This window comes from Klebsiella sp. Sb-30, from assembly GCF_057652795.1.
In genome coordinates this window covers 4498732-4522037 of sequence record NZ_CM172749.1, presented here as the reverse complement: position 1 = coordinate 4522037, position 23306 = coordinate 4498732, and the positions used below count along the sequence as shown (strand labels likewise).

General features: G+C 57.2%; 16 protein-coding genes. 4 read left to right on the top strand and 12 right to left on the bottom strand.

Translation table 11 applies throughout. The features are described 5' to 3' along the window. From rsmA to lptD, 4 genes are all read right to left on the bottom strand, one after another. A complete protein-coding gene (gene rsmA, locus AC236I_RS21120; protein WP_004857784.1) occupies positions 1-822 on the bottom strand; it encodes a 16S rRNA (adenine(1518)-N(6)/adenine(1519)-N(6))-dimethyltransferase RsmA in 822 nt (273 codons plus the stop codon). Beyond that, positions 819-1808: a 4-hydroxythreonine-4-phosphate dehydrogenase PdxA gene (gene pdxA, locus AC236I_RS21115; protein ID WP_015585173.1), complete on the bottom strand. Its 990-nt coding sequence runs from the start codon at positions 1806-1808 to the stop codon at positions 819-821. The genes rsmA and pdxA overlap by 4 nt, the downstream gene beginning before the upstream one ends. Positions 1809-1927: 119 nt before the next feature. Continuing rightward, positions 1928-3214 (bottom strand): peptidylprolyl isomerase SurA, encoded by a 1287-nt coding sequence (gene surA / locus AC236I_RS21110; protein WP_004857788.1) that lies wholly within the window; start codon positions 3212-3214, stop codon positions 1928-1930. Between the two features lie 54 nt (positions 3215-3268). Continuing rightward, entirely contained in the window at positions 3269-5614 is a 2346-nt protein-coding gene (gene lptD / locus AC236I_RS21105) for an LPS assembly protein LptD (protein ID WP_015585172.1), read from the bottom strand. Between the two features lie 244 nt (positions 5615-5858). Between lptD and djlA the strand changes: the two genes are divergently transcribed. Continuing rightward, the gene (djlA, locus tag AC236I_RS21100) at positions 5859-6686 is read left to right on the top strand and encodes a co-chaperone DjlA (RefSeq protein ID WP_004857791.1); all 828 of its coding nucleotides are present in this window, start codon (positions 5859-5861) and stop codon (positions 6684-6686) included. A gap of 30 nt (positions 6687-6716) precedes the next feature. Here the strand turns inward: djlA and AC236I_RS21095 are convergent, their stop codons facing one another. Further along, positions 6717-7415 (bottom strand): response regulator, encoded by a 699-nt coding sequence (locus AC236I_RS21095; RefSeq protein WP_004857793.1) that lies wholly within the window; start codon positions 7413-7415, stop codon positions 6717-6719. Beyond that, positions 7405-9030: an ATP-binding protein gene (locus AC236I_RS21090; RefSeq protein ID WP_032716555.1), complete on the bottom strand. Its 1626-nt coding sequence runs from the start codon at positions 9028-9030 to the stop codon at positions 7405-7407. The genes AC236I_RS21095 and AC236I_RS21090 overlap by 11 nt, the downstream gene beginning before the upstream one ends. Before the next feature lie 447 nt (positions 9031-9477). Between AC236I_RS21090 and AC236I_RS21085 the strand changes: the two genes are divergently transcribed. Together AC236I_RS21085 and citX are read left to right on the top strand one after the other, a co-directional pair. After that, positions 9478-10842, top strand: coding sequence for a 2-hydroxycarboxylate transporter family protein (locus tag AC236I_RS21085; protein ID WP_004857797.1), 1365 nt, complete (start codon positions 9478-9480; stop codon positions 10840-10842). Between the two features lie 170 nt (positions 10843-11012). Then, the gene (gene citX, locus AC236I_RS21080) at positions 11013-11543 is read left to right on the top strand and encodes a citrate lyase holo-[acyl-carrier protein] synthase (RefSeq protein ID WP_048024083.1); all 531 of its coding nucleotides are present in this window, start codon (positions 11013-11015) and stop codon (positions 11541-11543) included. A gap of 118 nt (positions 11544-11661) precedes the next feature. Here citX and rluA read toward each other — a convergent pair whose 3' ends face one another. The 6 genes from rluA to araB all read right to left on the bottom strand — a co-directional run bounded on the left by rluA (position 11662) and on the right by araB (position 21953). Beyond that, a complete protein-coding gene (gene rluA / locus AC236I_RS21075; RefSeq protein ID WP_004857802.1) occupies positions 11662-12321 on the bottom strand; it encodes a bifunctional tRNA pseudouridine(32) synthase/23S rRNA pseudouridine(746) synthase RluA in 660 nt (219 codons plus the stop codon). Positions 12322-12333: 12 nt separating this feature from the next. Then, the gene (gene rapA / locus AC236I_RS21070; protein ID WP_004857803.1) at positions 12334-15240 is read right to left on the bottom strand and encodes an RNA polymerase-associated protein RapA; all 2907 of its coding nucleotides are present in this window, start codon (positions 15238-15240) and stop codon (positions 12334-12336) included. Between the two features lie 188 nt (positions 15241-15428). Further along, positions 15429-17786, bottom strand: coding sequence for a DNA polymerase II (gene polB, locus AC236I_RS21065; RefSeq protein WP_032716559.1), 2358 nt, complete (start codon positions 17784-17786; stop codon positions 15429-15431). A 149-nt stretch (positions 17787-17935) separates the two neighbouring features. Then, entirely contained in the window at positions 17936-18631 is a 696-nt protein-coding gene (gene araD, locus AC236I_RS21060) for an L-ribulose-5-phosphate 4-epimerase (protein WP_015585171.1), read from the bottom strand. A gap of 99 nt (positions 18632-18730) precedes the next feature. Continuing rightward, entirely contained in the window at positions 18731-20233 is a 1503-nt protein-coding gene (gene araA, locus AC236I_RS21055; RefSeq protein ID WP_004857809.1) for an L-arabinose isomerase, read from the bottom strand. A gap of 10 nt (positions 20234-20243) precedes the next feature. Continuing rightward, entirely contained in the window at positions 20244-21953 is a 1710-nt protein-coding gene (araB, locus tag AC236I_RS21050; protein WP_032716560.1) for a ribulokinase, read from the bottom strand. 337 nt (positions 21954-22290) lie between these two features. On the opposite strand from araB, the gene araC reads away from it, so the two are divergent. Continuing rightward, the gene (gene araC, locus AC236I_RS21045; protein ID WP_004857813.1) at positions 22291-23136 is read left to right on the top strand and encodes an arabinose operon transcriptional regulator AraC; all 846 of its coding nucleotides are present in this window, start codon (positions 22291-22293) and stop codon (positions 23134-23136) included. Positions 23137-23306: the final 170 nt, after the last annotated feature.

Here is a 23306-nt window from a genome sequence, read left to right as displayed (position 1 = left end):
TTAGCTCTCCTTGGTGGGCGAGTTGTCAGATAGCCAGTTAGCCAGCTGACAGTATTGCGCCACGGAAATATTCTCTGCACGTTTTGCCGGGTCGATGCCCAGCTCGGTCAGTACCTCAACGCTGAACAGGTTGCCGAGGCTGTTACGAATCGTTTTACGACGCTGGTTGAAGGCCTCGGTAGTGATTCGGCTCAGCACGCGAACCTCTTTCACCGGATGCGGCAGCGTGCGGTAAGGCACCAGGCGCACAACGGCGGAATCCACTTTAGGCGGCGGCGTAAAGGCACCCGGCGGCACTTCGAGTACCGGGATAATCTGGCAGTAATACTGCGCCATAACGCTCAGTCGACCATACGCCTTGCTGTTCGGTCCGGCAACCAGACGATTGACGACCTCTTTTTGCAGCATAAAGTGCATGTCGGCGATGGCATCAGTATAGCTGAACAGATGGAACATCAGCGGCGTTGAGATGTTGTACGGCAGGTTGCCGAACACGCGCAGCGGCTGGCCCATGGTCTGCGACAGTTCGCCGAAGTTCATGGTCATGGCATCTTGCTGATAAATGGTCAGCTTCGGCCCGAGGAACGGATGCGTCTGCAGACGAGCGGCCAGATCGCGATCCAGCTCGATAACGGTAAGTGCGTCCAGGCGTTCACCGACCGGTTCGGTCAGCGCCGCCAGGCCCGGACCGATCTCGACAATTGCCTGCCCTTTCTGGGGGTTAATGGCCGAGACAATGCTGTCGATCACGAACTGATCGTTGAGGAAGTTTTGCCCGAAGCGTTTACGGGCTAAGTGGCCCTGATGGACTCGATTATTCATTGCGTATTAACAATCATTTTGATGGCGAGATTAAGCGCCGTTATAAAACTGCCGACATCCGCTTTTCCCTGGCCCGCCAGTTCAAGCGCGGTACCGTGGTCAACAGAGGTGCGAATAAAAGGTAAACCGAGCGTAATGTTCACGCCACGGCCAAAGCCCTGGTATTTTAGCACGGGAAGGCCCTGATCGTGGTACATCGCGAGTACCGCATCGGCATTGTCGAGATATTTGGGCTGGAAAAGGGTATCTGCCGGCAGCGGGCCGCTCAGATTCATCCCCCGGGCGCGCATCTCTTCCAGCACGGGAATAATCGTATCAATCTCTTCCGTCCCCATATGCCCACCTTCGCCGGCATGCGGGTTCAGACCGCAGACCAGCACGTGCGGCCGGGCGATGCCAAATTTATGGCGCAGATCGTGGTCCAGAATCGTTATCACTTCACGGAGCAAATCCGGCGTAATCGCGTCGCTGATCGCTTTCAGCGGCAGGTGCGTGGTTGCCAGGGCGACGCGCAGTTCTTCCGTCGCCAGCATCATGACCACTTTGCTGGCGTGGGCGCGCTCTTCAAAGAACTCGGTATGGCCGGTAAAGGCGATACCCGCGTCGTTGATATTGCCCTTATGGACCGGCCCGGTAATCAATGCCGCAAATTCGCCGCTCAGACAGCCGTCACAGGCGCGAGCCAACGTCTCAACCACATAGCTTCCGTTGCGCACGTTCAGCACGCCGGGTTCGACGGGGGCGTTCAGCGCGACCGGGAGGAGCGTCAGAGTGCCAGCGCGCTGGGCCGCTGCGGGAAGAGAAGGATCGTAGGGCAGAAGAGATAAAGGAAGACCGAGCTGTTGAGCTCGGTCAGATAACAGGGCGCCGTCGGCGCAAATCACCAGCTCTACCGGCCAGTCGCGCTGCGCAAGCTGTACAACAAGGTCGGGGCCGATTCCGGCAGGTTCACCGGGAGTGATAACAACTCGATTCATACACTTCATCCTTCAGGACGTCTTTCTGTTGGCAACGCCGTCGGGTCCGCTCACATCGTGAGTTATCCGGGCTCGACGGCTTGCCGCCTCAATACACCCCGAGTGCTGTTGTGTATGAGGCCGTGATATTAGTTGCTCAGAATTTTGACGTAAGCGCTGGCGCGTTGTTCCTGCATCCAGGTTGCCGCTTCTTCAGAGAACTTACGGTTCATCAGCATCCGGTACGCGCGGTCTTTCTGCGCGGCGTCGGTTCTGTCTACCTGACGGCTGTCCATCAGTTCAATCAGGTGCCAGCCGAAGGAGGAGTGCACCGGTGCGCTGGTCTGGCCTTTGTTCAGACGCATCAGCGCATCGCGGAACGCCGGATCGAAGATATCAGGCGTTGCCCAGCCTAAATCGCCGCCCTGGTTTGCGGAACCCGGATCTTCGGAGAACTCTTTTGCTGCTTTGGCGAAAGTGGTTTTTCCGCTCTTAATATCCGCGGCGATCTGCTCCAGCTTAGCCCGCGCCTGATCGTCATTCATGATCGGCGACGGCTTCAGCAGAATGTGACGCGCGTGAACTTCGGTGACGGAGATGTTCTTGCTGCCGCCGCGCATATCGTTCACTTTCAGGATATGGAAGCCGACGCCAGAGCGAATCGGGCCGACAATATCACCTTTCTTCGCGGTGCTCAGCGCCTGGGCGAAGATCCCCGGCAGTTCCTGAATACGACCCCAGCCCATCTGGCCGCCTTTCAGCGCCTGCTGGTCGGCAGAGTAGGTGATAGCCAGTTTGCCGAAGTCAGCGCCGCTGCGCGCCTGCTCAACGATCGCGTTAGCCTGTTCCTGCGCTTTCGCTACGTCGTCAGAGGTCGGGTTTTCTGTCAGCGGAATCAGGATGTGGCTGAGGTTCAGCTCGGTGCTGGCATCGTTCTGATCGCCAATCTGTTTCGCCAGCGATTCGACTTCCTGCGGCAGCACGGTGATGCGACGACGGACTTCGTTGTTACGCACTTCCGCAATCAGCATCTCTTTACGAATCTGATTACGGTAGGTGTTGTAGTTAAGACCGTCATAGGCCAGACGGCTGCGCATCTGATCCATGGTCATGTTGTTCTGTTTCGCGATGTTGGCAATCGCCTGATCGACCTGATCGTCAGTGATTTTCATGCCCATCTTCTGGCCCATCTGCAGAACGATCTGGTCCATGATCAGTCTTTCGAGGATCTGATGACGTAAGGTCGCGTCATCCGGCAGCTGTTGACCGGCCTGGCCAGCATTGAGCTTAACCGATTGCAATAAGCCATCGACGTCGCTTTCAAGAACAACGCCATTATTGACGACAGCCGCTACTTTATCGACAACCTGTGGGGCAGCGAAACTGGTATTCGCGATCATGGCGATACCGAGAAGCAGCGTTTTCCAGTTCTTCATACTTTTTCCATTTCAATTAACCGCAAATGCGGATTACGTTTTAAACCAGCCACATCACAGGGAGTTCTGGTACGGTAAAATGTTCGAACGCAGCATCTGCTGAGTGCCGAGACCGTAGTTGGAGCTCAGGCCACGTAGCTCAATGTTGATGCCAAAGGTATTATCGTATTTGCTCTCGCCGTTGCCGTTACTATCCCAGCCGTTGATCTTACGTTCATAGCCGAGGCGAATCGCGTAGCAGCAGGAGTTATACTGGACCCCTAACATCTGGTCGGCGCTCTTTCTGGTATTGGTATCAAAGTAGTATGCGCCCACCACCGACCAGCGATCGACAACCGGCCAGCTGGCGGTCATGCCCACCTGAGAAATACCATTTTTGTACTGCTCAGCGGTGGAGTACGACGGCAGCGTGGCCTGAATGTATTCCGGGCTGGCATAACGATAGTTAAGCTGTATTAAACGGTTTTCATCGCGACGGTATTCCACGGTGCCGTTACCGGTAGCGACGTTATCCAGACGCGTATCGTACTGAATTCCCCCGCGTAACCCCCAGTTATCAGCGATGCGCCAGTAAGTATCGCCGGCCCATACCAGTGAACCCGTTGTGTCGTTGTTCTCCCAGTTGATGTTGTCATCACCGGTCCGGGACTCGGTGAAATAATAGATTTGACCAACGGAAATATTAAAACGTTCAACGGCGGCGGAATCATATACGCGCGAAGTCACGCCGGTAGTGAGCTGGTTCGCGGAAGCAATACGGTCCAGGCCGCTGTAGGTACGGTCGCGGAACAGGCCGCTGTAGTCTGACTGCAGCAGCGTGGAGTCATAGGAACCGATTTGGCTCTGATCGCGATACGGGATATACAGATACTGCATGCGCGGCTCGAGGGTTTGGGTGAACCCCTCCTGCAGATCGCGCTCGAAGACCATTTTACCGTCGACTTTAAACTGCGGCATGACGCGGTTAACAGACTCTTTTAAGTCCGCATTATTGGTCGAATTGTAATTGTCGAGGTTGCTTTGCTGGTAGTGGGTCGCCAGCAGTTTGGCTTCGGTATTAATACTGCCCCAGCCGTTAGACAGCGGCAGGTTGATCGTCGGCTCGAAGTGAACACGCGTGGCTTCCGGCATGTTGCCGTTGGTGTTAACGAAGTGCACCGCCTGACCATAGAGATGGGTATCGAATGGACCGACATCGTTCTGGTAATAGTTCACGTCCAGCTGCGGTTGAGCGGCGTAGGAGTTGCTCGACTCACGGTTGAAGACCTGGAACTGTTTGGTTGATACGGTGGCGTCGAAGTTCTGGTTAACGTAGCCCGCGCTGAATTTCTGCGTGGCGTAGCCGTCGGTACTGGAGCCGTATTTCGAGCTGAAATCGTTAAAGTAGTCCGGATCGCTGACTTTGGTGTAGTCGGCGTTAAGACGCCATACCTGGTCAATGACACCCGAATGATTCCAGTAGAACAACCAGCGGCGGCTGTTGCTGTCGCTGGAGTGATCGTCCTGGTAGACTTTATCGGACGGCAGGTAGTCAAACTCGAACAGCCCCGCCCCCGCTTTGGTCAGATAGCGGAATTCGTTTTCCCACATCACGCCGCCACGCTTGCTCATGTAGTGCGGCGTCAGGGTGGCGTCGAAGTTCGGCGCGATATTCCAGTAGTACGGCAGCGAAAACTCTACGCCATTTTTGGTGCTGTATTTGGCGTTAGGAATCAGGAAGCCTGAACGACGTTTGTCGCCTACCGGCAGCTGCAGGTAAGGACTATAGAAAACAGGGACCGAACCGAGTTTGAAACGGGCGTTCCAGATTTCGGCGACCTGTTCTTCGCGGTCGTGGATCACTTCGCTACCGACGACGCTCCAGGTGTCAGAACCCGGCAGACAGGAGGTAAAGCTGCCGTTTTCCAGAATGGTATAGCGGTTTTCGCCGCGCTGTTTCATCAGGTCGGCGGTACCGCGGCCCTGGCGACCAACCATCTGGTAATCGCCCTGCCAGATATTGGTATCTTTGGTGTTCAGGTTTGACCAGCCTTTCGGGCCTTTCAGGATAACCTGATTATCGTCATAGTGAACGTTGCCGAGCGCATCAACCGTGCGAACGGGCTGCGGCTGGCCAGCAGCCTGCTGCTGATGAAGCTGGACCTCATCCGCCTGGAGACGGCTATTACCCTGGTTAATGTCAACATTACCGGTAAATACGGCGTTATCAGGATAATTGCCCTTCGCATGATCGGCGTTGATCGTCACCGGCAGCTCGTTAGTTTGACCTTCAACGAGGGGACGATTATAGCTTGGTACGCCAAGCATACATTGCGTGGCGAGATCGGCGGCGAGGCCTTGTTGGCTATACAAGGCGCTGGCGATCATGGTGGCCAGGAGGCTGGGAATACGTTTTTTCATACGTTGTATTTGTTGTTCCGTCATCTTGTGGCAGCGGCTTGCAAACGGTCAGAGCCTAACGTACTCATCTTCATCGCGCTAGTGTTAATCCTGCCGGTTTGGATCCCGAGCGTTAGGCACCGTGTAGAATGACGAGTATGATAAAGCAAAATATAGGCTATGTCCCACAATTGACCTAAGCGTCAGTGCTTTGTAACGTGCGGTCATATATAGCTTAACTGGCGGCGGAAAGATTGGGGAGTCTATGCAGTATTTGGGAAAAATAATTGGGGTTGCGGTCGCGCTGATGATGGGCGCAGGCTTTTGGGGACTGGTGCTGGGCCTGCTGGTCGGCCATATATTTGACCGGGCGCGAAGCCGCCGTATCAATGTGTTTGCCAATCAGCAGGAGCGGCAGGCGCTGTTTTTCTCCACCACCTTTGAGGTCATGGGCCATTTAACCAAATCCAAAGGTCGCGTCACCGAAGCCGATATTCATGTCGCCAGCATCCTGATGGATCGCATGAATTTGCATGGCGAGTCGCGTACGGCGGCACAGCAGGCTTTTCGCGTAGGGAAATCCGATGATTATCCGCTGCGTGAAAAAATGCGCCAGCTGCGCAGCGTCTGTTTCGGGCGCTTCGATTTGATTCGGATGTTTCTGGAAATTCAGCTGCAGACGGCCTTCGCCGATGGCGAATTACATCCTAATGAACGTGAAGTTCTGTTTGTGATTGCCGATGAGCTGGGGATTTCCCGCGCGCAGTTCGAGCAGTTCCTGCGAATGATGCAGGGCGGCGCTCAGTTTGGCGGCGGTTCTCAGCAGAGCTCTTACGGGCAGGGCGGCGGAAATGCCGGCTGGCAGCAGGCGCAGCGTGGACCAACGCTGGAGGATGCGTGCAACGTGCTGGGGGTGAAGCCTACCGATGATGCCGCGACCGTGAAACGCGCCTATCGCAAGCTGATGAGTGAGCACCATCCGGATAAGCTGGTGGCAAAAGGGTTACCGCCGGAAATGATGGAGATGGCGAAGCAGAAAGCACAGGATATTCAGAAAGCCTGGGAGCTGATCAAAGAGCAGCGCGGGTTCTGAGCCGCAGGCCTCTCCCTGGCGGGAGAGGCCTCATGATGCGCCTTGCGCGCGTCGGTACATCCGTCGCGGGTGACCAATCTTTCCGTACAACATTTCGACTTCCAGATAACCGATTTCCACACAGTGTTCCAGGTAACGGCGGGCGGTGGTTTTACTTAACCCGGCATCATTCACCACCTCATCCACGGAAAAACTGTGCTCCTCCCGGCCGTTGAACAGATTCTGCACCAGCGCCAGCGTCTTCTCCTCGATCCCTTTACTGCCGCTATCGGCGCGATAGTTCTTCGCCTGCAGCTGGTACAGCGAATCAACGTTTTGCTGATCGACGATTTTCCATTCTCGCTGCTGATCGTAAAACTGAACAAAACGCTCCAGCGACTGGCTCAGGCGCTTCCAGGAGACGGGCTTAAGAATGTAGTCGAAAGCGCCGTTGCGAATCGCCTGGCTACAGGTTTCCATATCGCTGGCGGCGGTAATAAAAATCACCGAACAGTTGGCCTCTGCCAGAATCGGGTCGGTCATCAATGTGACCCCTTTACCGTCAGGTAAATAGTTATCGAGTAGTATCAGCTGCGGCGGTTGGCTATTGAGCATCTGCCGCGCCTGGGAGAGGGAGGCGGCCATGCCCGTCAGCCGCATACGCGGATGCTTCTGAATCAGCTCGGCATGCAGCCTCGCCAGTTCGCTTTCATCTTCGATGATCAACACATCGACCAGATCATGATGCATAGTTCGCCTCGTGTCGGGAATGAACAGGGCCGTCGGCGGGGATAAACAGAGTAAAGATCGCGCCGCGCGGTGAGTTATCGGCGACTTCAATGGTGCCGCCCGCCTGTGTCACATAATGTTCAATAAGATACAGGCCGATACCATGATCGCCACGGGTTTTGGTGGTAATGCCGCGTTCAAAGATATGATCGCGGATAGCCGGGTCAATACCGATGCCGCGGTCGGCAACTTCAATCATCAGCTCGCGGGCATTCAGCTGAATCAGCACTTCCACCGGTTCGTGCGGCAGTTCGGCGCGCTGCGTGGCTTCAATCGCATTATCCAGCAGGTTGCCGATAATCGAAATTAGCTCCGATTCAATTAATGAAGGCAGCGGCCGGTCGAGCTGACAGGCGGGGTCAAAGCTGAGCGCCACCCCTTTTTCGCGGGCGCGGGCAGCCTTACCCAGCAGCAGGCCGCAGAGCGTTGGCGAGCTGAAGCGGGAAGAGATAAAGTCCAGCAGCTCCTGCGCATGTTCCGACTGAGCCTGAATATAGCGAATCGCTTCGTCATAGTGACCCATATGCAGCAGACCCGAGAGCGTGGTCATTCGGTTCAGCTGTTCATGGCGCATGATGCGCAGGTTATCAACATAGCGTTTAACCTGGCTTAGCTGGGCGCTGAGGGAGTTGATTTCGTCACGATCGCGGAAAGTAATTACCCAGCCCTGCAGCGACTCCTCCAGCATGATACGCACCCGGCTGGCGAGTACGGTTAGCTGGTTGAAGCGACACAGCTCATCGTGAGTGTCGTTTTCCAGCATTTCACCGCTGGCGAAAAAGGGTTGCGGGGCGATGACGCTGTCGATCGATTGGCCGCGTAGCAGCCGCGCGGGCTGGCTCAGTCCCAGCAGGCTGCGCGCTGCGTGGTTGATCACCTCGATACGTCGGTGGCGATCGATAACGATAACCCCTTCATAGATTGATTCCATCATCGCCTTTTGTTGACGCACCAGCAGGCCGATTTCTCGTGGTTCCAGCGAAAAAATCTGTTTTTTAATGCTGCGGGTAAAATACCAGGAAAAAATAAACAGCGCGATCAGCAGCAGTACGGCGGCGATGAAGATATTAATCACCTTTGTCAGCGTGATGCTATCGAGATAACTGGTCAGGTAGCCCACGGAGACGATGCCCACAACCCGGCCGGAGGTGTCGAAGATTGGCGCTTTGCTGCGCAGCGATACCCCGAGCCCTCCTTTACGGATGGTGGTGATACTTTTCCCTTCCAGCACCGCCTGGTTATCCCCGCCCACCAGCCGGGTACCGACCCACTCCGGGTGGACGGAATGAAACAGATGTACGCCCTGCGCATCGCCAATGACAATAAAGCTCGCGTCGCTGCGGGCGGCGATTTTTTGCATAAATGACGTTAGCGACTGCGGATCTTCCTGGATAACCTGCCGGCGTAAATCGGGCATCAGCGCGATCTCTTCAGCCTGTATTTTGGCGCGGGTACTCATTTCCTGATAAAGCTGATGGCTGGCATCGATGTAGTAATAGACGCCCAGCAGCGCGAATAATACGGAGAAAAAGGCGACCAGCGAAATAAACAGCTTAAATTGAAAGGAAACCTTCATAAGTCGTGCGCAGCGTCTCTACGATACCGGCACGGTAATATTTCCTGGTGCCGGCATGGGTTAGGCGGCAACGGGGTGAGCGTTACCGCAGCGATGAGAAACCAGCATCATCTACCGGCGATGATTTATCAAGATGCCACTGCGGGCCGCCCATCCGCCAGATCGCCCGTGGACGAGCGCGCCGGAGGTCACTCAATCCGCCGGAGCCCGCTGTGGTCGGTGATGACGAGGCATCGCCGATCCGCCCTTCGGTCGATTGCGCACTGGCTCGGCGATAAAAACCATAAAAACCACGCTAATAAATCAGAGAGATATCACGCCCCGGAATAGAAACCATAAAAACCATAATGACCATTAAAACTTCATTTCTAATTCGTCACGCCTCACATTAAGTCTGCATCAGGCCCCCTAATCTCAAAAATGAATAATAACGAAAGGGCCAAACCTATGAGCACCACTGACAATGCATTCTCTGCGACCCTCGATCCCATCGACACCCCGAAAGCCACCCTGAAACAACGCTGGTGGCACGTGATGGATAATATGAAAGTCGGGATTATCCCGCTGCCTTTGTTCCTGCTGGCCGGCGGCTTAATCGCCCTCGACTGTCTGGGCGGAAAGTTGCCGAGCGATATCGTGGTCATGGTCGCGACGCTGGCCTTTTTTGGTTTTGCCTGCGGTGAGTTTGGCAAGCGTCTGCCGATCCTCGGTAAACTGGGGGCGGCCGCGATCTGCGCCACCTTTATCCCTTCCGCGCTGGTGCACTACGGCCTGCTGCCGGAGGTGGTGGTGGAATCCACGACCAAATTCTATAAATCGACCAATATTCTTTATCTCTATATCTGCTGCATTATCGTCGGCAGCATTATGAGCATGAACCGCACGACTCTGATTCAGGGCTTTCTGCGCATCTTCTTCCCGATGTTGTGCGGTGAAATCGTTGGCATGCTGGTGGGCATCGGCGTCGGTACCGCCCTGGGGATGGAGCCGTTTCAGGTGTTCTTCTTTATCGTGCTGCCGATTATGGCCGGTGGCGTAGGAGAGGGGGCGATTCCACTGTCAATCGGCTATGCCGCCCTGATGCATATGGATCAGGGCGTGGCATTAGGCCGCGTGTTGCCGATGGTGATGCTGGGCAGCCTGACGGCGATAGTGATTGCTGGTTGCCTGAACCAACTGGGCAAGCGTTTCCCGCATCTGACCGGTGAAGGCCAGCTGATGCCGAACCGCAGCAACGAAACGCATCGTGCAGACGAAGTTGAGACTTCCACCGGCAAAACCGACGTAACGACGCTGGCATCCGGCGCTCTGCTGGCCGTGCTGCTGTATATGCTGGGGATGCTGGGACAGAAAATGACCGGTTTACCGGCGCCGGTAGGCATGCTGTTTCTGGCGGTACTGCTCAAGCTGGTTAACGGCGTCTCGCCGCGCCTGCAGGAAGGGTCGCAGATGGTCTACAAATTCTTCCGCACCGCGGTGACCTATCCGATTCTGTTTGCCGTAGGCGTCGCCATTACGCCGTGGCAGGAGCTGGTGAACGCTTTTACGATAACGAATCTGCTGGTGATCGTCAGCACCGTCTCGGCGTTGGTGGCGACCGGGTTCCTGGTCGGTAAAAAGATAGGGATGCACCCGATTGATGTGGCAATTGTCTCCTGCTGCCAGAGTGGTCAGGGAGGCACCGGCGATGTGGCGATTCTGACGTCCGGCAACCGCATGAGCCTGATGCCGTTCGCCCAAATCGCGACCCGCATTGGCGGCGCGATTAATGTTTCATTGGGTCTGCTATTCCTCAGTCATTTCCTTGCATGATTTAGCTCTGTGCTAACAGGAAAATCTGCAATTTTCCTCCACAGGACGAAGAAAATTTCTTTGTCCTGTGTCCTAAATTCTGTTCGTTTAGCGATACAATCAGCAGCGTAATCCGCTATCGCGGCGGCGGCTTTGCCGTCGTCATTTTATCAAGTGAAGGAGAGGAATTAATGTCTGTGGATACTCCCGCCCGTGCGGGCGCCAGCGTAGAAACCGAGCTGGCGACGAAAGCGCAGCGTGCAGCCCGCCAGGCCGAGTGGCTTGGCCATTATCAACAACCGGTCATTGCGCTGACGCTGGTGACACCGGGCGCGGTAAAAGACAGCATCCGCTATCGCAATATGATGGGCGTGGCGCTGCAGGCCTGCGACCAGCTGCTGTGGAAACGCCGCTGGAAAACGCTGGACCGTCAGGTGCTGTGGTTGCCAACCGGGCCGGAGGCGCTGTGGTGCGTTGAGCATTCTGCCAGCGAAATCAATGCGCTATGCACGGAGCTGCTACAGACTCATCCGCTTGGCCGCTTATGGAATATCGAGGTGATTTGTCCGCAGCAAGGACGGCAGGCGCAGGATGACCGCACCCGTCGTTGCCTGCTGTGCGATGATGCCGCGCAGACCTGCGAGAGCCTGCATCGCCATGATGGCGAAGAGGTTGTCGCCCGCGTTGAGCAGATGATCGATGCGTGGTTTGCCCGCGATTAACGGATGATATCGTGAATATGTCGCCCGGATAGGCCGCTAAGGCATCATCCGGGGCCATATCCCGGTCGCACGTGGCTTCCGGGGCTTACGGGTTATGCTGTGCCGGGAATACCGGCATTCAGAAATCGACGGGCGCGCGAAAGGTCATCGCGTTGCCGAAGGCCGGATGGGTAATGGTCAGCGTTTCGGCGTGCAGCAGCAGCCGCGGCGCCATCGCCAGCGCCTCTGGCGTCGCATAAAAGCGATCGCCAAGAATCGGATGACCCAGCGCCAGCATATGCACGCGCAGCTGATGTGAACGTCCGGTAATCGGCTTCAGGCGCACGCGGGCGCTGTTATCATCCGCGTACTCCAGCACTTCATACTCAGTTTGCGCCGCTTTGCCCGTTTCGTAACACACCTTCTGCTTTGGCCGGTTCGGCCAGTCGCAGATCAGCGGTAAATCTACCAGCCCTTCCGCTTTTTCCGGATGTCCCCACACGCGGGCGACGTACTGCTTCTTCGGCTCACGCTCGCGAAACTGACGCTTCAGCTCGCGTTCCGCCGCTTTGGTCAGCGCCACCACAATCACGCCGCTGGTAGCCATGTCGAGGCGGTGCACCGACTCAGCCTGCGGGAAGTCGCGCTGTACGCGCGTCATCACGCTGTCTTTATGCTCCTCCAGTCTCCCCGGGACGGACAACAAGCCGCTCGGCTTGTTGACCACCATGATGTGCTCATCCTGATAGAGGATAACCAGCCAGGGATCCTGTGGCGGATTGTAGTTTTCCATCGCCATATTCGCGTTCCGTTACTGGTGGGTGACCACGATTAAGCGCAGCGCGTCGAGACGCCAGCCTGCCTGCGCCAGCGCGTCCATCACCTGCTGACGGTTGCTCTCGATAGCGGAAAGCTCGTCGTCACGGATGTTCGGGTTAACCGCTTTTAATGCTTCCAGACGAGAGAGTTCCGCCGACAGCTTGTCGTTGGCTTCATCGCGGGCCGCGTCGATCAGCGCCTGAGCGGCTTTGGCAACCTGCGCCTCACCGAGCTGGAGGATCGCATGCACGTCCTGCTGCACCGCGTTGACCAGTTTGCTGCCGGTATGGCGGTTGACGGCGCTCAGCTGGCGGTTGAAGCTTTCAAACTCCACCTGACCGGCGAGGTTATTGCCGTTTTTATCCAGCAGCATGCGCACCGGTGTCGCCGGCAGGAAGCGGTTAAGCTGCAGCTGCTTCGGCGCCTGCGCTTCCACCACGTAAATCAGCTCCAGCAGCAGCGTACCGACTGGCAGCGCTTTGTTCTTCAGCAGGGAGAGGGTGCTGCTGCCGGTATCGCCGGAGAGGATAAGATCCAGACCGTTGATAATCAGCGGATGCTCCCAGGTGACGAACTGAGCGTCTTCGCGGGACAGCGCGACATCACGTTCAAAGGTGATGGTGCAGCCGTCTTCCGGCAGGCCCGGGAAGTCCGGAACCAGCATATGATCGGACGGCGTGAGCACGATCAGGTTTTCACCGCGATCGTCCTGATTGATGCCGACAATATCGAACAGGTTCATGGCAAAGGCGATCAGGTTGGTATCGTCATCCTGCTCTTCAATGCTTTCGGCCAGCTTCTGCGCCTGTTCGCCGCCGTTGGAGTGAATCTCCAGCAGGCGATCGCGACCCTGTTCCAGCTGCGCTTTCAGCGCATCGTGCTGCTGACGGCAGGCTTTGATCAGCTCATCGAAGCCTTCGGTGGTTTCCGGGGCGGCAAGATAATTAATCAGTTCGTTATGCACGCTGTCATACACGGTGCGACCGGTCGGGCAGGTATGTTCAAACGCATCAAGCCCTTCGTGGTACCAGCGAACCAGCACGGACTGCGCGGTTCTTTCCAGATACGGAACGTGGATCTGGATATCGTGCGCCTGACCGATACGGTCGAGACGGCCAATACGCTGCTCCAGCAGATCCGGGTTGAACGGCAGATCGAACATTACCAGGTTGCTGGCAAACTGGAAGTTACGGCCTTCGGAGCCAATTTCAGAACACAGCAGCACCTGGGCGCCGGTGTCTTCTTCGGCGAACCATGCGGCGGCACGGTCGCGCTCAATGATGGACATACCTTCATGGAAGACCGCGGCGCGGATCCCTTCGCGCTCGCGCAGAACCTGCTCCAGCTGAAGGGCGGTGGCCGCTTTTGCACAGATCACCAGCACTTTCTGCGAACGGTGGCTGGTGAGATAGCCCATCAGCCACTCGACGCGCGGGTCGAAGTTCCACCATGTACCGGTATCGCCTTCAAATTCCTGATAAATCTGTTCCGGGTAGAGCATATCGCGCGCGCGCTCTTCTGCGGTTTTACGCGCACCCATAATGCCGGAGACTTTAATCGCCGTCTGATATTGGGTGGGCAGCGGCAGACGAATGGTGTGCAGCTCGCGTTTCGGGAAGCCTTTAACGCCGTTACGGGTATTACGGAACAGCACGCGGCTGGTGCCGTGGCGATCCATCAGCATTGAGACCAGCTCCTGGCGGGCGGCCTGGGCGTCGTCGCGATCGCTGTTAGCGGCCTGCAGCAGCGGTTCGATATCCTGTTCGCCGATCAGATCGCCGAGGGTGTTCAGCTCGGTATCGCTCAGCTTGTTGCCGGCCAGCAGCAGCGCGACAGCATCGGCCACCGGACGATAATTCTGTTGTTCTTCAACGAACTGCTCGAAGTCGTGGAAGCGGTTGGGATCCAGCAGGCGCAGACGGGCGAAGTGGCTTTCCATGCCCAGCTGTTCCGGCGTAGCGGTCAGCAGCAGCACGCCCGGCACACGTTCTGCCAGCTGCTCGATTGCCTGATATTCGCGGCTCGGCGCCTCTTCGCTCCACACCAGGTGGTGCGCTTCATCGACGATCATCAGATCCCATTCGGCGTCGCACAGATGTTCCAGACGCTGTTTGCTGCGGCGCACGAAATCCAGCGAGCAGATCACCAGCTGTTCGGTCTCGAACGGGTTGTAGGCATCGTGCTGGGCTTCGGCATAACGCTCATCGTCAAACAGCGAGAAGCGCAGGTTGAAGCGGCGCAGCATCTCGACCAGCCACTGATGCTGCAGGGTTTCCGGAACGACGATCAGCACGCGTTCGGCGGCGCCAGCAAGCAGCTGCTGATGCAGAATCATCCCGGCTTCGATGGTTTTACCCAGACCGACTTCATCGGCCAGCAGAACGCGCGGCGCGTGGCGGCGGCCGACGTCATGGGCGATATGCAGCTGGTGGGGAATCAGGCTGGTGCGCTGTCCGCGCAGGCCGCTCCACGGCATCCGGTACTGCTCGCTCTGGTATTTGCGGGCGCGGTAGCGCAGCGCAAAACGGTCCATTCTGTCGATCTGGCCGGCGAACAGGCGGTCCTGCGGTTTGCTGAACACCAGTTTGCTGTCGAGCAGCACTTCGCGCAGCGTGACGTTGGCTTCTTCGGTATCAAGACGGGTACCGGTGTAAGCCAGCAGGCCGTTTTCTTCATTAACTTCGTCAACCTGGAGCTGCCAGCCTTCGTGGCTGGTGATGGTATCACCCGGGTTAAACATCACGCGGGTGATCGGGGAATCATTGCGTGCGTACAGACGGTTTTCGCCGATGGCGGGGAAAAGCAGGGTCACCATGCGCGCATCCAGCGCAACTACCGTCCCTAATCCCAGTTCGCTCTCTGTGTCGCTAATCCAGCGTTGACCAAGTGTAAAAGGCATATATGTTCAGCTCTTGTGTTCTTAAATTGCAGGCAATAGTTAATCTTCTCCAGGCAAGCCAGAGAGAGATCAAGATTGGGTCCAGGAATGGAAAGGGCGCTATATTACTGGATGGCAGCTCGTTCGTCACGTCCTCCTCGTCCTTCAATTTGCAGATATGTTGGCTGGAAATTGCAATGGCGAGGAAATCAAAATAGCCCCAGTTGCCCTGTTACTATTGTAGCAAAATCATCGTCGACAAAGGGAAGTATTCCTTCCGCGACCGGCTGAAGTTGCTTTGACAAATAGTGCTCATAATCGAGCGGCGACAGTTGATAATCCACCGGTTCCGGGCCGCTGGTGGTCCAGACATACTGGATGCTGCCGCGCTGCTGGTACTGCTGCGGCCTGCCCAGCCTGACGTTTTGCTCATCGGCCAGCCGTGCGGCGCGCACGTGCGGCGGCACGTTGCGCTGGTATTCGGCCAGCGGGCGGCGCAGGCGCTTACGGTAGATCAAGCGATCGTCGAGCTCACCGCTCATCAGCTTAGCAATGGTTTCCAGAATATAGTCGCGATAGGGCTGGTGGCGGAAAATGCGCAGATACAGCTCCTGCTGGAACTGCTGGGCCAGCGGCGTCCAGTCGGTGCGCACCGTCTCCAGTCCTTTGAAGACCATCCGCTGCGCCTCTCCCTCCTGAATCATCCCGGCGTAGCGTTTTTTGCTGCCGGTGTCGGCTCCGCGAATGGTCGGCATTAAAAAGCGGCTGAAGTGGGTTTCAAACTCCAGCTCGAGGGTGCTGGTGAGCTGGTCTTTACTCAGCTCAGCGGCCCACCAGTCGTTGACGAAAGCGACCAGCGAGCGCCCGATTTGCGTCGCCTCTTCTTCGCAATGAGGTCGCTTAAGCCAGACGAAGGTAGAGTCGGTATCGCCGTAGATAACGTCATAGCCCTGCGACTCAATCAGCGCTTTGGTCTGGCGCATAATCGCATGCCCGCGCATGGTGATAGAAGAGGCCAGACGGGGATCGAAAAAACGACAGGCGCTGGTGCCGAGCACGCCATAGAAGGCGTTCATGATAATCTTCAGCGCCTGAGACAGGGGTTTGTTCTTGTGCCGTTTGGCATCATCGCGGCCGTGCCAGATTTGGCCGACAATCCCCGGCAAACAGTGGTTCTGACGCGAGAAACGGGCGCCGAGAAAACCCTCGGTGCTGTGCGCATTGTCCGGCTGCGCCATCCCTTCGATAAGCCCGACCGGGTCGATCAAAAAAGTGCGGATAATCGAAGGGTAAAGGCTTTTATAATCCAGAACCAGCACCGAATCATAGAGACCGGGGCGCGAGTCCATGACGTAACCGCCGGGACTGGCCTGCGGCGGCACTTCGCCCAGGTTAGGGGCGACGTAACCCAGCCGGTGCATGCGTGGAAAATAGAGATGGCTGAAGGCGGCGACGGAACCACCGTGGCGGTCGGCGGGCAGACCGTTGACCGTGGCTCGTTCGAGCAGAAACGGCATGATCTCCGTTTTATGGAAGATACGCGTGACCAGCTCGCAGTCCTGCAGATTATAGGTCGCCAGCGCCGGTTTATCTTCGTTGAAACGGCGGTCGATTTCGTCCATCCGATCCCAGGGATTATCAATCGCTTTCCCCTCGCCGAGCAGCTCACGCGCCACCGCTTCAAGGGAAAAAGAGGAGAAGTTCCAGAAGGCGGATTTCAGCGCCTCGATACCGTCAATAATCAGCCGGCCGTTGGCCTGGGCAAAGAAGACGCCCTGCTTAAACCCGTGCTCGCGCCACTCCAGTTCCGTATTCCCACGGCCGAGCATCAGCGGAATGCGATAGCGTTCGGCATGCTTTTGCAGGACCCGCAGGTCGAACTGGATAACGTTCCAGCCGATCAGGACATCCGGATCGTGCAAGGCAAACCAGGCATTGAGTTTTTCCAGTAGCTGCGGACGGCTGGAGACGTACTCCAGCTGGAAATCGACGGCGGGAGAGGTCGCCGGTTGCGGCCCAAGCATGTAGACCACCCGCTGCCCGCAGCCTTCCAGCCCGATGCAGTACAGCTCACCGTGGCGGCTGGTTTCAATATCCAGCGACACCCACTTCAGCGGCGGCCGGTAGTGCGGGTTGGGCTTCATGCGGGCGTTGATCAGCCGCCCGCCGCGCGCGTCACCTTCGACCCAAACCGGAGCGGTAATGAAGCGCTCCATCAGATAGCGCTCCGGTGGGCGGATATCGGCTTCGTAAACGGTGATGCCGTTTTCACGCAGCTTCTTTTCCAGGCGCATCAGTTGGCGATGAGCGCGACAATAGAGGCCAAAGACCGGCTGGCGATGAAAGTCTTTTAAGGTGAGCGGAGCGAGACGCAGGCCGTTTTCGCCCTGCAACAGACGTTCGACCTGGGCGCGCTGTGCTTCAGGAATGAAGGCGACCGACTCCTGCGGCGGCAGGGTGATCTCAAGCGGGCCGTCGTCGGTGGCAAGCCAGAAGGACAGCTCGGTGCCTTGCGGGGTATCCCGCCAGTGACGGGTCAGGAGGAAACCTTCTCGTGGCTGGGTCACGCCGTGCTCTCATCAAATAAAACCAGGCCTGATTATAGCCTGGTTCAATCAATGATGCTGGGGTTTTATACAGGTATGGGCTTGTCGTGCCGACGCCGCTATCCGGGCTGGCGGTTCGCTAACGGCTGTCGACGGGGAAAGCCGCGGCGCTACTGCCCGTAGTAGGCTTTTGCCCCGTGTTTGCGCAGGTAGTGCTTGTCCAGCAGCGTTTGCTGCATCGCGGGCAGCTGCGGCGCTAGCTGGCGGCAGAAAATCCCCATATAGGCGATCTCTTCCAGCACGATTGCATTATGTACCGCATCTTCGGCGTTTTTCCCCCAGGCGAACGGGCCGTGCGAATGCACCAGCACGCCGGGCATTTGCGCCGGATCGATACCCTGTTCGCGGAACGTTTCGACGATAACGCGCCCGGTTTCCCACTCATATTCGCCGTTGATTTCCTCATCGGTCATCAGGCGGGTGCAGGGCACCGGGCCATAGAAATAATCGGCATGGGTGGTACCGGTCGCCGGAATAGCTTGCCCGGCCTGCGCCCAGATGGTGGCGTGGCGCGAATGGGTATGGACAATCCCGCCCAATGACGGGAAGGCCTGGTAGAGCAGGCGATGGGTTGCTGTATCCGAAGAGGGTTTCTTTTTCCCTTCGACCACTTCGCCGCTTTCAAGACTCACCACCACCATATCGTCGGCGCCCATTGCGCTGTAGTCGACGCCCGACGGCTTAATCACCAGCACACCGCGTTCGCGATCGACGGCGCTGACGTTGCCCCAGGTGAGGGTGACGAGATTGTTTTTCGGCAGGGCCAGGTTAGCTTCTAGCACCTGCTGTTTTAATGCTTCGAGCATTGGGTTCTCCTTGCCGGCGGCGCTTCGTTGACCTGGCCTACAAAACCGCAGTGTGTAGGCCGGGCAAACCACGTGTCGCCGGGCAATTGGCTGCCGTGGTTAACGTTTTGAAGCGTAATAGACTTCGTTCCAGCGCAGCGCGTCTTTAAAGGACGGCAGACGGGTTTCGTTATCGATTACCGCCAGTTCGATATCCTGTAGCTCGGCAAATTGACGCATATCATCGAGCGTCAGCGCGTGGCTGAAGACGGTGTGGTGTGCGCCGCCGGCGATGATCCAGGCTTCAGACGCGGTGCACAGATCCGGCTGGGCTTTCCACAATGCATTGGCAACCGGCAGCTTCGGCAGATCGTGCGGCGTCGGGACTGTTTCCACGGTGTTAACCAGCAGGCGGAAACGATCGCCAAGATCGATCAGGCTGGCGACGAGGGCCGGACCGGTCTGCGTATTGAAGATCAGGCGGGCCGGATCGGCTTTACCGCCGATGCCCAACGGCTGAACGTCGAGGATCGGTTTGTCTGCCGTGGCGATAGTCGGGCAGACTTCCAGCATATGCGAGCCCAGAACCAGATCGTCTCCGTTATCGAAGTGGTAGGTGTAGTCCTCCATAAAGGAGGTGCCGCCCTGCAGACCGGTTGACATCACCTTCATGATGCGAAGCAGGGCGGCGGTTTTCCAGTCGCCTTCGCCGGCAAAGCCATAGCCCTGCTGCATCAGACGCTGTACGGCGAGGCCCGGGAGCTGCTTCAGGCCGTGCAAATCTTCAAAGGTAGTGGTGAAAGCATGGAAGCCGCCCTGCTCAAGGAAACGTTTCATCCCCAGCTCAATGCGCGCGGCGTCGAGCACATTCTGCCGCTTATCACCGTGGATCTGCGCCGCCGGGGTCAGACGATAGCTGCTTTCATACTCATCAACCAGCGCGCTGATATCCCCCTCGCTGATGCTGTTGACCACCTGAACCAGATCGCCCACCGCCCAGGTATTGACCGAAAAGCCGAATTTGATCTGGGCGGCAACTTTATCGCCATCGGTGACCGCGACTTCACGCATGTTGTCGCCGAAACGGCAGACTTTCAGATGACGGGTATCCTGCTTAGAAACCGCCTGGCGCATCCAGGAGCCGATGCGCTGATGGGCGCTCTGATCCTGCCAGTGGCCGGTAACCACGCTGTGCTGCTGGCGCATGCGCGCGCCGATAAAGCCGAACTCGCGGCCGCCGTGCGCGGTCTGATTCAGGTTCATAAAGTCCATATCGATACTGTCCCACGGCAGCGACGCGTTGTATTGCGTGTGGAACTGCAGCAGCGGCTTATTGAGGATAGTCAGGCCGTTAATCCACATTTTGGCCGGAGAGAAGGTGTGCAGCCACACCATCATGCCGGCACATTTATCATCATAGTTAGCGTCGCGGCAGATATGGGTAATCTCATCCGGCGTGGTGCCCAGCGGCTTTAACACCAGCTTGCACGGCAGCTTTGCTTCCGCATTCAGGCTGTTCACCACATGTTCGGCATGCTTCGTGACCTGACGCAGCGCTTCTGGGCCATACAGATGCTGGCTGCCAATCACGAACCATACTTCGTAGTTATCAAAAATCGTCATTTTCGTGTCCTTAATGGGTGAGAGCTGCCTGAGAAAGCGGGGCTTTTTCCGCCTTCGCAGCCGAAGGGAGATACTGTTGTTCTGCGCTGACCGACCACTGCTGGTAGCGCTGATAAAGTTGTTCAAAGCGTTGAGCCTGGGCAGGACGCGGCTGCAGGGTGCTTTCGACCTCACTTGCCATGCTGCGCTGGGCGGTGGGGATATCCTGATGCACGCCTGCGGCGACGGCGGCGAAGATCGCCGCGCCGAGCGCGCAGCACTGATCGGAGGCGACGATTTGCAGCGGCCGGTTCAGCACGTCACAGCAGGCCTGCATAATGACCGGGTTTTTACGGGCAATACCGCCCAGGGCCATCACGTTGTTGACCGGGATTCCTTGGTCGGTGAAGCACTCCATAATGGCGCGCGCGCCGAAGGCGGTGGCCGCCACCAGGCCGCCAAAGAGCGCCGGCGCATCGGTGGCGAGATTCAGATCGGTAATGACCCCCTTCAGTCGCTGGTTGGCATTGGGGGTGCGACGGCCGTTAAACCAGTCCAGAACCACCGGCAGATGTTCCAGCGACGGATTTTTGGCCCAGGCTTCGGTCAACGATGGCAGCAGCTGTTTTTGCTGGGCAGCAATCTGCGTTTTCAGCTCCGGATGCTGCTGCGCCAGCTGTTCCAGCGGCCAGCCGAGAATACGGCCAAACCAGGCGTAAATATCGCCGAAGGCAGATTGTCCGGCCTCCATACCAATAAAGTCAGGGACCACGCTGCCATCGACCTGGCCGCAGATCCCCTTGACCGTGCGATTGCCCACGCTCTGTTTATCGGCGATCAGAATGTCGCAGGTGGAGGTGCCAATGACTTTGACCAGGGCGTTAGGCTGCGCGCCGGCGCCGACTGCACCCATATGGCAGTCGAAGGCGCCGCCGGACAGAATGACGGTTTCCGGCAGGCCCAGGCGCTGCGCCCATTCGGCACAGAGCGTGCCGACAGGGACATCGGCGGTCCAGGTGTCGCTAAACAGCGGCCAGCTCAGGTGCCGGTTGATAATCGGATCGAGCTCATCGAAGAAGCTGGCCGGCGGCAGTCCGCCCCAGCTTTCGTGCCACAATGATTTATGCCCGGCGCTGCAGCGTCCGCGACGAATATCCTGCGGGCGGGTGGTGCCGGAAAGCAGGGCGGGCACCCAGTCGCACAGCTCAATCCACGAAGCGGCTGCCTCGGCGACGGCGCGGTCCTGACGGGTGACGTGGAGTATTTTGGCCCAGAACCACTCGCTGGAGTAGATGCCGCCAATGTAGCGGGAGTAGTCCTCTTTGCCCGGCTGATGGCACAGGCGAGTAATGGCTTCCGCCTCTTCGACCGCCGTGTGGTCCTTCCACAGCACGAACATGGCATTGGGGTTATCGGCAAACTCTTCGCGCAGCGCCAGCACGTTGCCGTCGGCATCGATCGGCGCCGGCGTTGAGCCGGTGCTATCGACGCCGATGCCCGCCACCCCGGCGCGCTGTTCGGGGCTTAACAATGCCAACACACTTTTCAGTGCGGCTTCCATCGATTCAATGTAGTCGCGCGGATGGTGGCGAAACCGGTTATTCGGGCCATCGCAAAACAGCCCCTCCTGCCAGCGCGGATACCACTCTACGCTGGTGGCCAGCTCCTCGCCGGTGGCGCATTCCACTGCCAGTGCGCGTACGGAATCACTACCAAAATCGAGGCCAATCGCAATTGCCATGCTGTTACTCCATGCAGAAAACCATTCATGGTGAAACAGTAGATATTCACGCCAAAAACCGTCAGGCCGTATTCGCTAATCTTATGGACTATGTTGCTATTGCATCGCAAAGTGTGACGCCGTGCAAATATTCAATGTGGACATTTCTACCGTATTTATAGACACTTCTGTTATGCGGAAAAAGTGCTTTAATTGTGCGCTGTCATCGATTTTTGCTGTGACGAGGCGGGTTTTGATCGAAATTTCAACCGGCGTCCCAGTACGGCGAGCTGCGTTAGCAGTACAATGTTGAATATGGACAATTGGTTTCCATAATATATCCAGGAGAGCTGAGCCTATGGCTGAAACACAAAACGATCCGCTGCTGCCGGGCTACTCGTTTAATGCCCATCTGGTGACGGGGCTGACGCCGATTGATGCCGATGGCTATCTGGATTTCTTTATTGATCGTCCGCTCGGTATGAAGGGATATATTCTGAACCTGACGGTGCGCGGTGAAGGGGTGATTAACAATCACGATGAGCAGTTTATCTGCCGGCCGGGAGATATTTTGCTTTTTCCGCCGGGAGAAATTCATCACTATGGCCGCCATCCCGATGCCCGTGAATGGTATCACCAGTGGGTCTACTTCCGGCCGCGTGCCTACTGGCATGAATGGCTGAACTGGCCGACGATCTTCGCCCAGACCGGCTTTTTCCGTCCTGATGAGCAGTGGCAGGCGCGTTTTTGCGAGCTGTTTGGGCAGATCGTTGAGGCTGGTCAGGGGGCCGGACGCTATTCGGAGCTGCTGGCGATCAATTTGCTCGAGCAGCTGCTGTTACGGCGCATGGAGGCGATTAATGAGTCTCTGCATCCGCCGCTGGACAATCGCGTGCGCGATGCCTGCCAGTACATCAGCGATCACCTCGCGGATAGCCATTTCGATATCGCCAGCGTCGCCCAGCATGTCTGTCTGTCTCCTTCGCGCCTGTCCCATCTGTTCCGCCAGCAGCTGGGTATCAGCGTGCTGGGGTGGCGGGAAGACCAGCGCATCAGCCAGGCGAAGCTGCTGCTCAGTACCACGCGTATGCCCATCGCCACGGTAGGGCGCAACGTCGGGTTCGAAGACCAGCTCTACTTTTCGCGGGTATTTAAGAAATGCACCGGCGCCAGCCCCAGTGAATTCCGTGCGGGGTGTGAATAAAACGTAAAGAAAATGAAATGTTGCGCCGGATAATTGTCACAACCAGTAAACTAAACCCTAAATAATTCGAGTTGCAGGAAGGCGGCAACGCAGGGAATCCCCAGGAGCTTACTCAAGTAAGTGACTGGGGTGAGCGAGGAAAGCCAACGCTCATGCAACTTGAAGTATGA

What these genes read in the sequence shown, in the direction of transcription:
- citX (WP_048024083.1), top strand. Translation starts at nt 11,013, where the DNA reads ATGTCTGTGGATACTCCCGCCCGTGCGGGCGCCAGCGTAGAAACCGAG.
- pdxA (WP_015585173.1), bottom strand. Translation starts at nt 1,808, where the DNA reads ATGAAGTGTATGAATCGAGTTGTTATCACTCCCGGTGAACCTGCCGGA.
- AC236I_RS21095 (WP_004857793.1), bottom strand. Translation starts at nt 7,415, where the DNA reads ATGCATCATGATCTGGTCGATGTGTTGATCATCGAAGATGAAAGCGAA.
- rapA (WP_004857803.1), bottom strand. Translation starts at nt 15,240, where the DNA reads ATGCCTTTTACACTTGGTCAACGCTGGATTAGCGACACAGAGAGCGAA.
- araD (WP_015585171.1), bottom strand. Translation starts at nt 18,631, where the DNA reads ATGCTCGAAGCATTAAAACAGCAGGTGCTAGAAGCTAACCTGGCCCTG.
- rluA (WP_004857802.1), bottom strand. Translation starts at nt 12,321, where the DNA reads ATGGCGATGGAAAACTACAATCCGCCACAGGATCCCTGGCTGGTTATC.
- lptD (WP_015585172.1), bottom strand. Translation starts at nt 5,614, where the DNA reads ATGAAAAAACGTATTCCCAGCCTCCTGGCCACCATGATCGCCAGCGCC.
- araC (WP_004857813.1), top strand. Translation starts at nt 22,291, where the DNA reads ATGGCTGAAACACAAAACGATCCGCTGCTGCCGGGCTACTCGTTTAAT.
- surA (WP_004857788.1), bottom strand. Translation starts at nt 3,214, where the DNA reads ATGAAGAACTGGAAAACGCTGCTTCTCGGTATCGCCATGATCGCGAAT.
- araA (WP_004857809.1), bottom strand. Translation starts at nt 20,233, where the DNA reads ATGACGATTTTTGATAACTACGAAGTATGGTTCGTGATTGGCAGCCAG.
- djlA (WP_004857791.1), top strand. Translation starts at nt 5,859, where the DNA reads ATGCAGTATTTGGGAAAAATAATTGGGGTTGCGGTCGCGCTGATGATG.
- araB (WP_032716560.1), bottom strand. Translation starts at nt 21,953, where the DNA reads ATGGCAATTGCGATTGGCCTCGATTTTGGTAGTGATTCCGTACGCGCA.
- AC236I_RS21085 (WP_004857797.1), top strand. Translation starts at nt 9,478, where the DNA reads ATGAGCACCACTGACAATGCATTCTCTGCGACCCTCGATCCCATCGAC.
- rsmA (WP_004857784.1), bottom strand. Translation starts at nt 822, where the DNA reads ATGAATAATCGAGTCCATCAGGGCCACTTAGCCCGTAAACGCTTCGGG.
- AC236I_RS21090 (WP_032716555.1), bottom strand. Translation starts at nt 9,030, where the DNA reads ATGAAGGTTTCCTTTCAATTTAAGCTGTTTATTTCGCTGGTCGCCTTT.